This is a genomic window from Desulfomicrobium macestii (assembly GCF_014873765.1).
GTDB classification, from domain to species: domain Bacteria; phylum Desulfobacterota; class Desulfovibrionia; order Desulfovibrionales; family Desulfomicrobiaceae; genus Desulfomicrobium; species Desulfomicrobium macestii.
This window is the reverse complement of sequence record NZ_JADBGG010000055.1, coordinates 1-14,889: the sequence shown is the minus strand read 5'-3', so window position 1 is coordinate 14,889 and position 14,889 is coordinate 1. Positions and strand designations below refer to the sequence as shown.

Annotated in this window: 8 protein-coding genes and 1 pseudogene; 4 read left to right on the top strand and 5 right to left on the bottom strand. The window is 46.6% G+C overall.

The window, feature by feature from the left end:
• Positions 1 to 1,095: 1,095 nt before the first annotated feature.
• The 5 genes from H4684_RS19620 to H4684_RS19600 all read right to left on the bottom strand — a co-directional run bounded on the left by H4684_RS19620 (position 1,096) and on the right by H4684_RS19600 (position 10,569).
• On the bottom strand, positions 1,096 to 3,498 hold the full coding sequence (locus H4684_RS19620; protein ID WP_192625043.1) for a hypothetical protein: 2,403 nt from the start codon (positions 3,496 to 3,498) through the stop codon (positions 1,096 to 1,098).
• Between the two features lie 54 nt (positions 3,499 to 3,552).
• The gene (locus H4684_RS19615) at positions 3,553 to 6,945 is read right to left on the bottom strand and encodes a DEAD/DEAH box helicase family protein (protein WP_192625042.1); all 3,393 of its coding nucleotides are present in this window, start codon (positions 6,943 to 6,945) and stop codon (positions 3,553 to 3,555) included.
• A 3-nt stretch (positions 6,946 to 6,948) separates the two neighbouring features.
• Positions 6,949 to 8,139 carry a restriction endonuclease subunit S gene (locus tag H4684_RS19610; protein WP_192625041.1) on the bottom strand — a complete coding sequence of 397 codons (1,191 nt, stop codon included), beginning with the start codon at positions 8,137 to 8,139 and terminating at the stop codon, positions 6,949 to 6,951.
• Positions 8,136 to 9,620: a type I restriction-modification system subunit M gene (locus H4684_RS19605; protein ID WP_192625040.1), complete on the bottom strand. Its 1,485-nt coding sequence runs from the start codon at positions 9,618 to 9,620 to the stop codon at positions 8,136 to 8,138. The genes H4684_RS19610 and H4684_RS19605 overlap by 4 nt, the downstream gene beginning before the upstream one ends.
• A 61-nt stretch (positions 9,621 to 9,681) precedes the next feature.
• Positions 9,682 to 10,569, bottom strand: coding sequence for a hypothetical protein (locus H4684_RS19600; RefSeq protein WP_192625039.1), 888 nt, complete (start codon positions 10,567 to 10,569; stop codon positions 9,682 to 9,684).
• A 698-nt stretch (positions 10,570 to 11,267) separates the two neighbouring features.
• On the opposite strand from H4684_RS19600, the gene H4684_RS19595 reads away from it, so the two are divergent.
• The 4 genes and pseudogenes from H4684_RS19595 to H4684_RS19580 all read left to right on the top strand — a co-directional run.
• The gene (locus H4684_RS19595) at positions 11,268 to 11,522 is read left to right on the top strand and encodes a hypothetical protein (RefSeq protein ID WP_192625038.1); all 255 of its coding nucleotides are present in this window, start codon (positions 11,268 to 11,270) and stop codon (positions 11,520 to 11,522) included.
• A gap of 48 nt (positions 11,523 to 11,570) precedes the next feature.
• Entirely contained in the window at positions 11,571 to 12,074 is a 504-nt protein-coding gene (locus tag H4684_RS19590) for a hypothetical protein (protein ID WP_192625037.1), read from the top strand.
• A gap of 198 nt (positions 12,075 to 12,272) precedes the next feature.
• Complete coding sequence (locus tag H4684_RS19585; protein ID WP_225940573.1) at positions 12,273 to 13,940, top strand: AIPR family protein; 1,668 nt, start codon at positions 12,273 to 12,275, stop codon at positions 13,938 to 13,940.
• Positions 13,941 to 14,130: 190 nt separating this feature from the next.
• Positions 14,131 to 14,799 (top strand): annotated as a pseudogene (locus H4684_RS19580) (transposase); the annotation flags it as partial.
• Between the last annotated feature and the right edge of the window lie 90 nt (positions 14,800 to 14,889).

Here is a 14,889-nt window from a genome sequence, read left to right as displayed (position 1 = left end):
TTAGGGGTGCACACCAAGTGGCTCCATTAAGGGTGCCGATGAACTGGCTCCATTAGGGTGCCGACGTTTTGGCTTCATAGGGGTGCTGATCAACAGTGGAGGCATGTCGTAAGAATCCTGTAATAGACTGTGTTCCAATCACGCTGGCAAGGCGGATAGCCAAGGTATCCCCTCCGGTCGAATGCCGATCAACATGATTACGCCAGTCTTTGGTAGCACCTGACCGTTGAACCTGCGCGCCTTCTCATGCCCCTTTAACAGCATTGGTCGAATATACTCGTCTGACTGGTATGACCCGAAGACCTGCACTGTTCGGTGCGCTCCTAATGGCAGCACTGCGAGTAGCGCACCTTTGTCCTGTAGGTGTTCTTTGCCTGGCACTACGACCACCGAGACAATTGTCACATGGTTAGCTACCCCCAGTGGCTCGACGAAAACTACTGAAGGCGGCCAAGCACCGCGCTGGTCTCTCGTCAAGTAGAGACCTTCTGCAGGTACCAGCAACTGAAATGCAATGATTGCCCTTGTCGGATCGGAAAAATCTGGTGTCCATTTGTGCCACGCTCGATCACTCCCTGTAGCAATGAGGTCAGGGCGTACTTCAATTGCTGTAGATGTGAAGCCCAGCCGCCACTTACCTGAAGCATGCAAGCTGACTTTGAACTCTCGGAAGTTGTCCCTACACGCGATGTATGCATCATCTCGGCGCGTCCAAACACGCCATGAGTTTGTACTCGCCGCGTCGGGTGTACCAACCGCAAAACGCACGGCACGACAGGTAAGTGGTGTAGGAGTGCTCGGCGGGTTGACCCACAAGTGGACCACGCCGGAGGAAACGATATCAGTGTCTTGGTCAGGTGCCATGAATCACCAAGTGGTCAATGTGTTGCTTCGGGTCTGAACGATAGACTTAGCCGAGTTGCTCGTCGACTGTGCTGGGCAGAGGTAGAGGTTAGGCCGTGGTTGAACTGGGTGTTTCCTGTTCAAGGACCCGGACTGGGATCTGACAACGGACGTGGCCAAGGTCATGGGAGTGTGACGGATAATTCTTCGTCGGATAGACTAATAATCTCACAATGACTTGATTTAAGTATATTAAATTCGATCTCTAATTTCTTTAATATTCTTTTTTGCCGTTTCAATAATTTCTTTCCACTCAGAATTCAGAACAGGATCTTGGATATATATAGACTTAGAATCCAAATAGAATAAAAATTTCTCAGTTCTAAGCAACCTTTTAATAATGTCCGAATCAGAAAAAATATCCCAACTAATTGCATCTAAAATTGGTGTATCAATTATTATAGCATCTAAATACTGAAATGTATGAATTAAAGAAAACAAATGAAATCTCCCAAGAGGCGTAATTCTAACTCTATTATCATATCTAGTTTTTTCACCATTCATCATAAAATATCTAATACAATTTTTTTCAGCTAAATATCTGATCGTATATTCAGAAACAGACCTTGAATAGCCAAGAGATGATAAATAATCATAAATTGTCGACTCATCGATATAACCAAGATAATAATCTGCATCGATAGGGATCTTCGAAAGATAACTCAATACAGAAAGTCTAACAAAATGTTCGCTTGGGTCTGCATGACGAATGTCAAACAAATTAATAAATTGAGATTTTTCTGCATCGAAATGCATATAATCCCCAAATAACAAAGTCTTTATACCTTCAAAATCAGGTATGGCATAACTTCCAGATTCTTCAATTTTGCCTATAATCTTTTTTGTATCTAAATGACCACTTGATATTATTCGGCGTGCAAGCTCTAATAGTTGCCTGATATTACCATTTGAAACAGCTTCAAGAACTGGAATTATTCCATATTTTTTTCTTGCTGCGAATTCACACGATTCGAATATCTTAGCAACCCTTGGCAAATCGAGACATATTTCTCTGCCAGGAACTGCTCGAAAACTTGGGGTGCTCTCAAATTGACTACCTTCAGCTATTGCTTTTGCATAAGCAAATCGTCTTTTCAAGACGAGTGATATGTCTGGTTGCCCCACTGTAAACGTTATTGGCGCAATAGTATCCATTACACCTGCTTGCTGCGATCTGTAAAATGTCTCTGGGCGAAGACATATAAACACCATACTTGCCCAGTCTCGGGCCATAGCAGACGCTTTAAGAAATGCAGTCTCTTGCAAATCCGTGTGTCGTCGATCTAAATTATCAAGAAATAGTGCAATTGACTTAAGTCGACCTCTTTTTAAATGATGGAATACTTTTGCTAAATACGTATGTTTATCTGAAACCCACTCTTGAATTTTTTTGAGTTCAAATTCTTTGTAAAGTCTATCATCTTCTTCGTAATATTTTCCTTCTAAAGTATTTGTAAGATTTTTAATTTCGAGATTTAATACTCCTCGAACAAAATTGTTGTCATATATATTTATCTCATAATTTTCATGGAGTTGCCTATAAATTTCTTCGTATATAAATAATGGGATATCAATTGCATTATCTGGACGATCTAAAAAATTTAATTCAATTTGAATATAATTAGACAAAGATTCTTTTGCAGCAACAAATCTGAGATATTTTAGAAATGAAGATTTACCCCTACCAATCTCACCAAGTACAACAAAAGGTCTCTCTGAAGGCAAATGCGCCATTTTATGCGGAAGTTTATCAATAGTACAAACTTCGACTGATCTTAAGATTTCGTCCTCTTTTTTTCGCTTCTCTAATAAGTTACGAACTAAAGACATAACGTCACCATGAGTATCTGGACTCACATAACAATGTTCAACAAATTGAATTGTTCCCTCATCTTGGGACATGACCTGCCAGACATAATCAAGGATATAAGAAAGTTCATTCTGAAATATATTACGAGAAGCAGGTGCAGGGTAACCATGTATGCGACTTGACGGTTTTGCTGGAGCTGGCTGTTTCAAATTGTCATTCAATTCGGAGCAAACTGCATTGAGCATCAAACCTGCTTCACTAAAGCAGTTACAAAATTTAGAAAATCGACTACAGATTGCGTCAAAGGATTCAAACACATAAACAAGTCGCTGATCAAGATCTTGATCTGGAACAAAAGTCACAGTAAAAAACCACTGTAATCCATTAGATATTGCAACGTATCTAGCGCCAAGAGTTGCAGCATATCCAATGGCTTGCTGCAAAGCAGCTGCTGCTGACTTAGATTCACTCGCCAGTATACCAAACAAATAAGGTCTATTTTCAAATTTTCTTACAGGCAACGCAAATGTAGCACCAGATTTTTTTGCCTCCAACACTAGCACTGGTTTTTTATTAATATAAAATACATAATCTGCATAACCTTCAGCTCGACAATATTTTTCAACATCTACAGATGATTTTTTCCAAAGCAGAACATCAAATATAATTACATCAATAATTTTAAGCCTTGTATTTGCCTCATTTATAGGATCGCTATATGAATTTATTTCAAATGTTCTTTTTTTCAATTCTAAAAAAGCTACATCTTCTCGAAATGATTCCATAAATCAACACTCCAAAAAAATTAGAAAAATTACATATGGTATTAACTTTATTATTCAACCAAAACTCATTCTAAATTCAGAATTCACCTCATCCAGCTTCTCAAAAATCCCCTCAATAATTTTTTCCTTGCCTGCAAATAGTTCATCCGGTCCGCCTGCGTGCAGGTTGCTGAATGGGGGTTCATACAGGGCGTCGGCGGTCATTACGCCTCTGGCTGTGAGCTGGTCGATGATCATTTCGATGAAGCGGATTTGTTGGTCGGTCATGCTGCGGTCGGAGAGGAATTCGGAAAAAGCGGCCTGCGCGGCTGCGCGGTCCATGCCCACGAGGCTGCGCACGAAATACGCCAACGAAGGCGCGCCGCTTCGGACCAGAAGGCCGGAGAGGAGCGTTTGGCCGTCGCCGTTGCCTATTTCCTCCAATGCGTCCTCAAGACCCTGCAGATCTAGGGGCGTGAGGGGCTGGTTGGTACGCAGGCGATGGATCACAATGTTGTCCAGGTGGTTGCGTAGGTAGTCCTTGACCTTCTTCTCATACTGCAAGCCCGTCATCTTGGGCATGGGGATGAGCTCGCCATCCGTCACGCCCGTGACCTCGTCCTTGAAATCGGTGTACACGAGCGTGCGGGTCTTTTTGTCGAGAAAGGCCACCAGTTCACGCAGGCGCAGGCGCATATCCTCCAGCATCGCCAGGTTCATCCCGTCCCAAAACACGGTGTCCTGAACGGCGGATAGGTACTCAAGTTGAGCGGCCACCGCAGGGATGGCGGTCTTTTCTTCCAGGAGGCTTGCAATCTCGATCACCCTTTTGCGGCGGTGTTCGAATGTCTGAGGATCGTCTTCGACCAGGGCCAACTGCATACGCAGGATGGTCAGGTCGAACAGGCGGGGCTCGATGCTTTCTTCTTCCAACTGGTTGGGCAGGCCCGCCACTTCCCGATGCAGGGTTGCGTGGTCGGATCCGGTTAAGTCTTTCCAGGCATCGCGATTCTGGAAGCGTTCGACTGCCTGCAGATGCATGCGTACGATGAAGTTTTCTTTCACCATGGACGCCACTTCCCGGTGCAGGGCATCAGCGAGTGACGTGTGCAGGGCGGCGTCCGGATCCAGGTCCGGGTTCTTCTGGACATGGCAGAGCAGTTGGACACGGGCCTGGAAGAGGCGCGTGCCCAGCGGGGGGGTGCCGCCGGTTTTGATGCCGTCCGGATTTTGGCGGAAGAAATCAAAATTGAAACAGAAGTCGAATACGCGAAAATCTTCCTTGTCCGCATCCGGTCCAAACAGTCCCGGGCACAGGCGAGTGCCGCGCCCGATCATCTGCCAGAATTTGATCTTGGAATAGACCGGCTTGAAAAACACCAGGTTGGCTACCTCGGGCACGTCTATGCCGGTGTCGAGCATATCTACGGATATGGCAATATGCGGCGCCTTGTCCTTTTGGGAAAAGTCATCGAGCAGGCTCTGGGGGTACTTGGCGTAATTGTCGATGATGCGGGCGAAGTGCCCTGCATGGTGTGGGTAATGGTGATTGAAGCGCTCTTCGATGAATTTCGCATGCTCGTGGTTGCGAGCGAAGATGATGGTCTTGGCCAGTCTGTCCCCGCCTGCGACGGTGTGCCCGTGCTGCATGAGGTGCTGGAGCACCTTGTCGACCGTATCCTTGTTGAAGAGCCAGTTGTTGATGGAAGCGGCGTTGACGCGGTTGGGCAAGCCATTCTCGTCGACGTTGTCGCCCCAGTCCAAGGACTCCCACTGCTCCTTTTCCTCGCTGCTGAGCGAGCTGTAGTCGATACCCTCGCGCGGAAATTTCAAATCAACCTGCTGTACGCGTGGGGGCACCAAAAAGCCGTCTGCTACGGCCATGGTTAGTTCGTAGGCATCGGTTGGCACGCCAGGTTCCAGATCGAAAAGTTCGTAGGTGTTTTTGTCCACCTCTTCGCGCGGAGTAGCGGTCAGGCCGACGAGGAGCGAATCAAAATAGCGGAAGATCGCACCATACTTCTGGTACACTGAGCGGTGGGCTTCGTCGATGATCACCAGGTCGAAATGGCCGACTCCGAAGCGGGCCTCGGTGCCCTTGGTTTCATTGATGAGGCCCATCATGGTCGGGTAGGTGCTTACATAAACCCGGCCCTCGGTGCCCTTTTCGGTGACAAGGTTCACGGGACTGGATTCGGGCAAATGGGCTTTGAAGGCATTTGTGGTCTGATTCACCAGGGAAATGCGGTCTGCCAGAAACAGCGCTCGTTTCACCCATCCTGCCCGTTGCAGTACGTCCACCAGGGCGATGGCGGTGCGGGTTTTGCCCGTGCCCGTGGCCATGACCAGGAGCGCCTTGCGCCGGGCCGTGGTGAATTGTCCGAAAATGCTGCCGATGGCCCGCTTCTGGTAGTAGCGCTCGACAATGGCATCCTTGACCTGGGCGACATCCAAAGGCTGGCGCTGGGTACGGCGCAAGATCAGGCGGGCCAGCTCGTCCTTCTTGAGGAATCCGGCCACCCGGCGTGCCGGGTAGGCGGTGTCGTCCCACATCCAGGTTTTGTAACCGTTGGTGTAAAAAATGATTGGCCGCTGACCGTGCATTTTTTCCAGACAGTCAGCGTATAGTTTGGCCTGCTGCTGGCCTACGGCCGGGTCGCCTGTGCTCCTTTTGGCCTCGACCACGCCCAGCGGTTTGCCGTCATCGCCCCAGAGCACGTAGTCGGCAAAACCGACGTTCTGGACGTTGGGCATGCCGCAAACCTCGTATTCCCTGTCCTGCTTGCGATCCAGAGGCCAGCCGGCACGGCGCATGTCCACATCAATGAGATACTGGCGGGTCTGGGCCTCGGAATAGTCGTGAGGGTCAGGCTGCTGCTGACTGGCGGCGCGGATCCGGGCCAACTGCTCACGCACGGTCTGCAGCTCGGCATCCAAGGAGTCGCGTTCCTGTTGGCGCTTGAGGGCGGCCTCGTTCTGTTCGGCCAGTTGCTTTTCGAGCTCTTCAAGTTTTGCGCGCGGAACCACATCGGCCCCGCTGACAGGCTGGGGTACGCGGCTCTCTTGCCAGGCCGCGCCATCGCGCGAAGCGTTTGGCGTATAGGTCCGCACCAGCCAATAGCAGCAATGATGCAGTTCCCTGACCACCTGCATGGCGTCCTGCTGGCTCACCGGGCGGGAGTTGTGCACGGCCTGGTTGCCCATTTTTTGGATGATTCGCGCCTTCTGGAACACCGCCTCGGGCAGCAGGTTCTGCAAGCAGGGCTCGTGCAGCAGGGCGCCGAGCGTTTGGTCGTAAGGCATGCGCAGGCTGGAATCGTACCGGTACAGCCAGTGGATGATTGCTTCCAGAGTAAAACGGGCCTGGAAGCAGGCTGAACGCGGATCGCTCAGAATATAGCCTTCCGCCTTGGATGCGGACTCCGCAATGGTGTGGAATTCGACAGGCAGGAAGGCAAAGTTGCTCATGGCTTATAGTTCTCCGTTGAAGGCCCGGTGTTGCAGGGAGGCGAAGAGCGTATCTAACTCGGCCAGATGGGCGCGTAATCGGTCTTTTTGTTTCTCGACGGCTTCGACGATGGTGGCGAAGCTGCGTTGGAGGTCAATGGGTGGGAGAGGAAACTTGATACCACTAAGAACGCTTTGATTAATTTTGTATGTTCCATTAGTAGTGCGAGCTCCTGCGATAATTTGACTGCGTACCATCTGAGAAGCCCAAATATGTTGGAGGTAGGCAGGTAAAATTTTACTTTTATCTGGAGTTGAAGCAATTATTGTATCCGGAAAAGTTATTTCGCTATTTGAATTAGTTGGAAAGACACCAATTCCAACCATGGCTTTATTGCCATTTCCCCTACAGATTAAAAATGTGTCAGATGAAAGCATTTGATTTTCTGATGGTTGACGATCAAATTTAACTGACTTCCAAAATGAGCCATCAAATCTCCCTGAAGTAATAGAGGAAAGTGTTAAAACTTTGCCTTCAATTGTGCCATGTGTCGAGGCGGATAAACCGTTCCGAAATGATCCGCCGACGATGGATTCCATTGAGACAAGTTTCCACCCCTTCGAATTGGTCACCGTATCCCCAAACATATCGAGAAAGGTGGATTGAAGGAGTAGATCAAGCTGGTGCAAGGACTCGCGGCGTTTGGCCCGCATGGAGTCCGCTGCATCCAGAATCGCCGCAATCCGCTTTTGTTCGGGAAGGGGGGGGAGGGGGATTTGGAGTGTTTTGTAATAATCCGCTGGAACTCGTTTCTGTCCAGCAGCGCCTTTCATTTGTGCTGCGCCGTTTGTTTGGACTTTAGGTGATTGTAAAAAATGAAAAAGATACGAATTTAAAATTTTTTCTCCGGCCCGAAACACATGAAATTCAGTTGATCCGAAAGCTATGGAATGTGGTAAATTATAAGCTAAGGCCATTTTACCATTTTCAAAACATGGTGTAATTTTAGCGACAATAACGTCGCCTTCTTCAAAATATGTATAACCAGTTTTGACTTCAGCGTAGCTTCGGGCATCAGCAGAAACAATTCTTTTTGTCAGTTCAGATACTGCAGACATCGGAATGAATGACACAGGAGCGTCGAGTGGCAGACTGCCTGCTTTGAGCCGTGGATTGACTTCCGCAACTTTGTGAAGTGGCACAAAAGTACTCATCCCAACAACTCCTCCAGTAGCATCCGCCCCTCGGCAATCTCCTGTTCCAGTGTTGCCAGTCGAGTCAAAATTACCTTCGGTGAGTCATGCTCGACAGTCTCGTGCTCCACTTCCTTGTAGCGGTTAATGGATAGGTCATAGTCGTTACCTGCGATTTCATTCTTAGGCACGAGGAAGCTGCGCTCTGTACGCGCACGCTCTGCCTCCCCCTTACGGTTTAGCCAGCGGGCCAGAATGTCCGGCAGGTCGGTCTTGTCGGGTTGTAGGGTGCGTTTGTCGTCCAGTGAAAAGCCATCCGCCTGCATGTCGTAAAACCAGACGTTGTCTGTACCGCCGGAGTTGGTCTTGGTGAAAAGTACGATGGCTGTGGACACGCCAGCGTAAGGCCTGAACACGCCTGAAGGCATGGAGATGATAGCGTCGAGCTTTTGATTTTCGACCAGGATTTCGCGCAGGGCTTTGTGTGCCTTGGATGAGCCAAAGAGCACGCCGTCAGGCACGATGACGGCGGCCCGGCCGCCGGTCTGGAGCAGACGCAGGAAGAGAGCCATGAAAAGGAGCTCCGTCTTCTTGGTCTTGACGATCTGCTGCAGGTCTTTGGCGGTGGACTCGTAATCCAGGCTGCCGGCAAACGGTGGGTTGGCCAGAATGAGGGAGTATTTTTCTGCATCGTCCTCATCGGCCTGGGCCAGGGAATCCTTGTAGCGGATGTCCGGGTTCTCAACGCCGTGCAGGAGCATGTTCATGCTGCCGATGCGCAGCATGGTGGAATCGAAGTCGTAACCGTGGAAAGTGCCTTCGTTGAAGCGACGCCGGGCTTCAGCATCCTTGTAAATAGTGTCGCTGTGGTGGGCGACCATATATTCCGAGGCGGCGATGAGAAATCCCGCCGTGCCGCAGGCAGGGTCACAAATTTTGTCCTTGGGCGTGGGGGCGGTCATGTCCACCATCAGCTTGATGATGTGGCGCGGGGTGCGGAATTGGCCGTTTTGTCCGGCGGTGGCGATCTTGCCAAGCATGTATTCGTAAAGGTCGCCCTTGGTGTCGCTGTCCGCCATGTCGATGCTGTCGAGTTGGTCCACCACGTTGGCCAGCACGCGGGGCGTCGGCATCATGAACATGGCGTCCTTCATGTGGTGGGTATAGGTCGAATCGCCTTCGCCATCCGCATTGCCGTTCTGCCCCAAGATTTTGATGAAGGGAAAGACCTGGTCACGCACCATCTCGTACATGGATTCCGGGGCCGTCTCCTTGAAACGCGACCAGCGCAATGCGTCCTGATCCGCCGAAAAAATCGGCTCTTCGATAGGCTTGCCGGTTCGCGCGGCCTTACGCTCCTTGAGAGTGTGCAGCTCGTCGAGGCGTTTGATAAAAAGCAGATAGGTTAACTGCTCGATGACCGAAAGCGGGTTGGAAATACCGCCAGACCACATCGTATCCCAAATGCGGTCGACCTTGGATTTGATTTCGCCAGTAATCATGAATTGTCCTTATTTTTCAGCTGATGATGGCGAAATGGATGCGACGCCAAGGGCGGATGAGTCAATAATTTTGTGACCATGAAGATCGTCTGCGCATCATATTGCGCGGTTTGAATTTCCTTGCCGCTTCTTCGTTTTTGGCGTCCAAAGCTACGCACTCTTCCATGCTCTTCATTGGAGAGTATTTCCCGCAATCAGCTGCGGCATTTGATGGCGTAGGTAATTTTTTAAGTTTACAAAAAACTGCGTTATCAACACCATTAATTCCGTGAAATTTGCATAGGTAGCAGTTTTTGATAGGTATTTTGTTGAAATTCGCTTCTCTAACTTTTTTTATGAACAGTAGTGTTTGGGCTTGTTTGTTTCCATATTTTATACCCAGTACCTCAACATAAGGTGGATTGCCTCGAATTTGGCTCTTCATGTCAATATTTGCTTTAATTTCATGAAGAATAGCTTTCTGATTGTTTGATATAAGAAATACGTTTATTAATTGTTTACAGTTTTTATTGTGGATAGATTGTTTTTGAGCGCGTGATCTGAAATTATGTAATTGAATTTTATAATCATTGGATCTAAATTTGTGAGCCTTTATAGAATTAATGTCAAATTCTTCAGATATTGTATATTCAAGAATTCGTATTCCGCTGTTTAGTTTCTCTTCTTCACATCTATGGGTAACAGCGAATTCTACAAAAAGAATTCCGTTCCTCTCTGACTGCAAAAGTACGTCAGCAATAAATCCATTGTGATGCTTTTCAAGATATATTTTGTCAAAATATTTTGTTAAATCATGGTCGACGTTGATCATGTGACTGCATGTAAATTTGTATTGTTGTTCGCAATGTTTGCAAACAACATCTTCAGGGATGGACAAATAAAACGGTTTTTTTGTTTCAAGGCACTTTATGTATTCTGCATAAAATACTCGCTTGGCGAGTTGGTGCAAGTATGTCTCGTCAGCGCAGGTGAGCGTAGTGTTCTTATGCTTAAAATATTTTTGTCTGATCTTGCCGAGGCAGGCAACTTGGTCTCCACCGCAACCAATACATTTGAATACCATCCCTGCCGGAACTGACGAGCGTTCTAAGTCGTCAACGTCAATGAGTTGGTCATTTTGATCGAGCGCGTAGCGGTGTTTTATTTCCATTGTCGCAGTGTTTGATTTCAAAACCAAAGTTCGGCAACACCCTATAGGTACAGGACGCGCCTTGTGATAAATCCTGTGAAATTTGGATCAGCATTGTTGACGAGCATGAATTTGTAAGAGTTCATGCGTCTTCGCTGTCCGCAACAAAATTTTCAGTGCCATAGCCCATGCGAGCTGTATGACACAAGAGTTTTTGGGTATCTGAAGGGGTTTCTGGCAGCAGAAAGTGCGCATAGCTATCTACGAAGTGCGCGGTTGATTGAGGTTTGGGGTGGCCGCAGGAAAGAAAATTTCGCCTCGACTATCGGCTAAAATGGGCAAGCCTGCGTTCTTTTGCCCTGCTCTGCGTAACAAAGAACAAGTCTACTCGAAATAAGTAGTAACTCGTAGATTCAGTTATTGCTCATTCGAATTGTTACCCATTTAACGGATTGCATAGGTTTGCTAGAGATGTCCCAAAAAAAAGGGGGCTCTATGACAATACTCGCATGTCCGAAATGTGGATTGAATTTGATGAACGACGATCAACGTCACTGCAAGGAGTGCGCACGGAAGTCGCGCAAACGCATGATCCTGTTTGCAGCCGTGCTGCTACCGGTTTGCCTGACCATGGCCGCGGCGGGGTGGTTGCCAATGTAGACTTTGATGGTAGCCGCGTTGGTTCCAAATTTTTCATGTCATTCGAGATGCATATTGGGCGGATCAGTGCGCCCAAATGTATGACAACTTTTTTTGCTGCTTTTCCTATTTAGCTGTGCTATCTGGCCGCCCATTGATTCACGTATTTACGGAGGGCACACATGAAAAAAGTATCCATCGCATTGGTTCTTTCCTTTCTTTTCCTGACGGGGTGCTTCAACCTGGCAACACCTCCTTCTCAAATATCCGGATCCTACACTTCAGAACTTCAATACCAAAATTTCACGTGCGAACAACTCTCCGCAGAATTGAGTTCACTGGCTCGGCGGGAGAATCAGCTGGCAACGGCTCAAGAGCAGCGGCGAAAGTCTAGCATGATGCAAGCGTTTTGGATTGGGTATGGCAACGGTGACGGGATAGAAGCCGCTGAACTGGCAAATGTGCGCGGAGAAAAAGAGGCAGTGCGCAAGGCCATTGAGGCAAACCGGTGCGGGGCTTCTAAAGGCGCTTCTTCCCAACACTCCACAACTTCTTCCCATCCAGCAGGGCCCTTGAAAGCTGACCTCAAACGTGACCTTGAAACAATTGAGCAGTGGAGATCGGCAGGTATCCTTACAGAGAAAGAAGCAGGGGAGTTGAGAAGGGAAACGCTGCAAAAATATTAGGGGGGCAAGAAGCTTTCGTCAAAAACAGACCTGACCCTTTGCTTCCTGTGAATTCGGCTAAATTGAGCACAATTTATCGTTCTGACATTTGCACTATTTTAAAGTTAGAAAGTAAAATTGAAAAGTTGTAGTAATTTAAATTTAACTTCTGACACTGATTTTGTTAAAAATTACGAATAAGGAATTGAGATAGCTAAAATGACAAATGACCAAATAATTCTTGCTCAAATTATAAAAGAGCGATGCGCGGAATCTAATGATGAGATTTCACTGTCGGAATATTTCGAAATATATTCAGCTTCGGAAATATTGAAAAATTATGACCTGAGTTATGACGATATTACTTACGGCATTGTCGGTGATGGCGGAGATGGGGGTGTCGACTCAATTTATACTTTTATCAATGGTGAACTGTTAAAGGAAGATACTTTAGTAAACTCTAATCAGAAAAAAAATCACATAGAATTGATTATAATTCAATCGAAAACTTCCACGTCATTTAAAGAAGATGCTATTATTAAGTTCCGTGAGTCTGCTCAAGACCTTTTTAATTTAGCAAACAATCCAGACAACTTTTCAAAAAGATATAATGCTGAATTGATCGATAAGGTAAAACTATTCAGAGATGCATATTCAAAACTTGCAAGGGCATTCCCAAAGATTGAAATCCGTTATTTTTACACTACTCAAGGCGCTGAAGTTCATCCGAATGTTCAGGGGAAAGTTTCGAAGCTCCAAGAAGATATCATTAAAATGTTCGGTGGTGCTCAGTTTTCATTTGAGTTCGTAGGCGCAGCTGAACTTCTTGAAATGACTAGAAATGTACCATCAACTTCAAGGGTGCTTGAAGTTGATGAGTCGCCGATTGGAACAACTGCAGGAAGTTATCTTTGCCTAGTTAGCTTGTCAAAATACTATGAGTTTATATCAGATTTTGGCTCATTAGCACGCAGCATTTTTGAATCGAATGTAAGGGACTATCAAGGAAGTGTTGTTGTGAATACAGGCATAAGAAAAACGCTTGAAAATAAGGAATCAGAAAATTTTTGGTATTTGAATAATGGTGTAACAATCATAACTCCTAAAGCAGTTATGGCTGGAAAGCAACTTACTATAGAAGATCCTCAGATAGTTAACGGATTGCAAACATCGCATGAAATATATCAGCATTTTTCGCAATTAGAAAATCATGAAGGCGACGACAGAGCTGTGCTTGTGAGAGTTATTTGTGAAGAGAATGAGGAAGCAAGAGATAGAATTATTCGAGCAACCAATAGCCAGACTTCAATTCCACCAGCATCATTGAGAAGCTCTGATGATATTCATAGAAATATTGAAGATTTTTTAAAAGCTAACGGATTTTATTACGACAGAAAGAAAAACTATTATAAAAATCAAGGCATGCCGGTAGCTAAAATAATAAGTATACCATATATGGCGCAATCTATGATGGCTATAACATTATTAAAACCAGATAGCGCTAGAGCAAGACCTTCAACGTTAATAAATTCTGACACAGAGTATAAAAAAATATTTAGCTTGGATAAATCTATAGATATATATTTAAAAACAATCCAAATAATGAAATCAGTTGAGTTTTTTTTAAAGCCTGAAAATTGCGATATTCAGTTAGAAAGGAAGATTATAACAAACATTAAATTTTATGTTGCAATGGTTGTTAGTATAAAGCTTGTAGGTGGTGCGATGAATATAGAGAGCAATCTTGCGCAATTACCAAAAGTTGATATTTCAAAAGAGATTTTAAAAGAATCAATGAAAATTGTTTTGGACGAATTTAATGTGTTAGGGGCTACTGATCAAGTTGCTAAGGGACCAGTGCTTGTAGGTAAACTGTTGAACTATTAGTAAGTGTGTAAAAATTTCTCGCAGCATTCGCAATTTTAGGTTAGAAAAAGTAATGAGGCCGCAGGAGACATCAATAATGGACCAGAAAGACCAGTAAGCTAAACTAAACGCCTACTACTGTAGCCTTCCCGTAAAACCGGGCCATTGAAAAATAGAGATTTCTGGTAAAGATTGCCTCACGGAGGGCAAGATGAAGAAATCTCGATTTTCGGAGAGCCAGATCATTCGGATTTTGAAGGAAGCGGATGGCGGTCGCAAGGTTGCCGATATTTGCCGCGAACACGGCGTTAGCCAGGCCACCTACTACCAGTGGAAGGCCAAGTTCGGCGGCATGGAAGCCTCTGATATCCGCAGGCTCAAAGAGCTTGAAGAAGAGAACAGCAAGCTCAAGCGCATGTTCGCCAATCTCAGTCTCGAAAACGAGGCATTGAAGGACGTCATCGCAAAAAAGCTCTGAGGCCAGCCGAGAAGCGCGATTTAGCGGATTACATGCACGGCGAGCATGGCCTCAGTGAACGGCAGGCATGCGCTGCGCTGGGCCTTAGCCGGACAGTGTACCGGTATGAGCCCAAACCGAGAGATGATTCGCCGATCATTGAAGCGCTTCTGGGACTGGCCGACCGGTATCCTCGTTACGGTTTCGGCAAGCTGTTCGCTGTATTGCGCAGACACGGTTTTCGCTGGAACCATAAACGCGTCTACCGGGTATATTGTCTTTTGAAGATGAACCTCCGGCGCAAAGGCAAAAAGCGCCTGCCCTCGCGAAACCCTCAACCACTGGCGGTTCCGCCGTGCGCGAATGTATGTTGGTCCATTGACTTCATGCATGACGCCCTGGCCAGCGGTCAAAGGTTTAGCAGCATGTTGAAAAATTCCTTCCGACGTCAGAGCCAAAAATTGACATCGCCGTCATCCTGGCCGTAATCAATTCAGAGAAAATCATGCATTC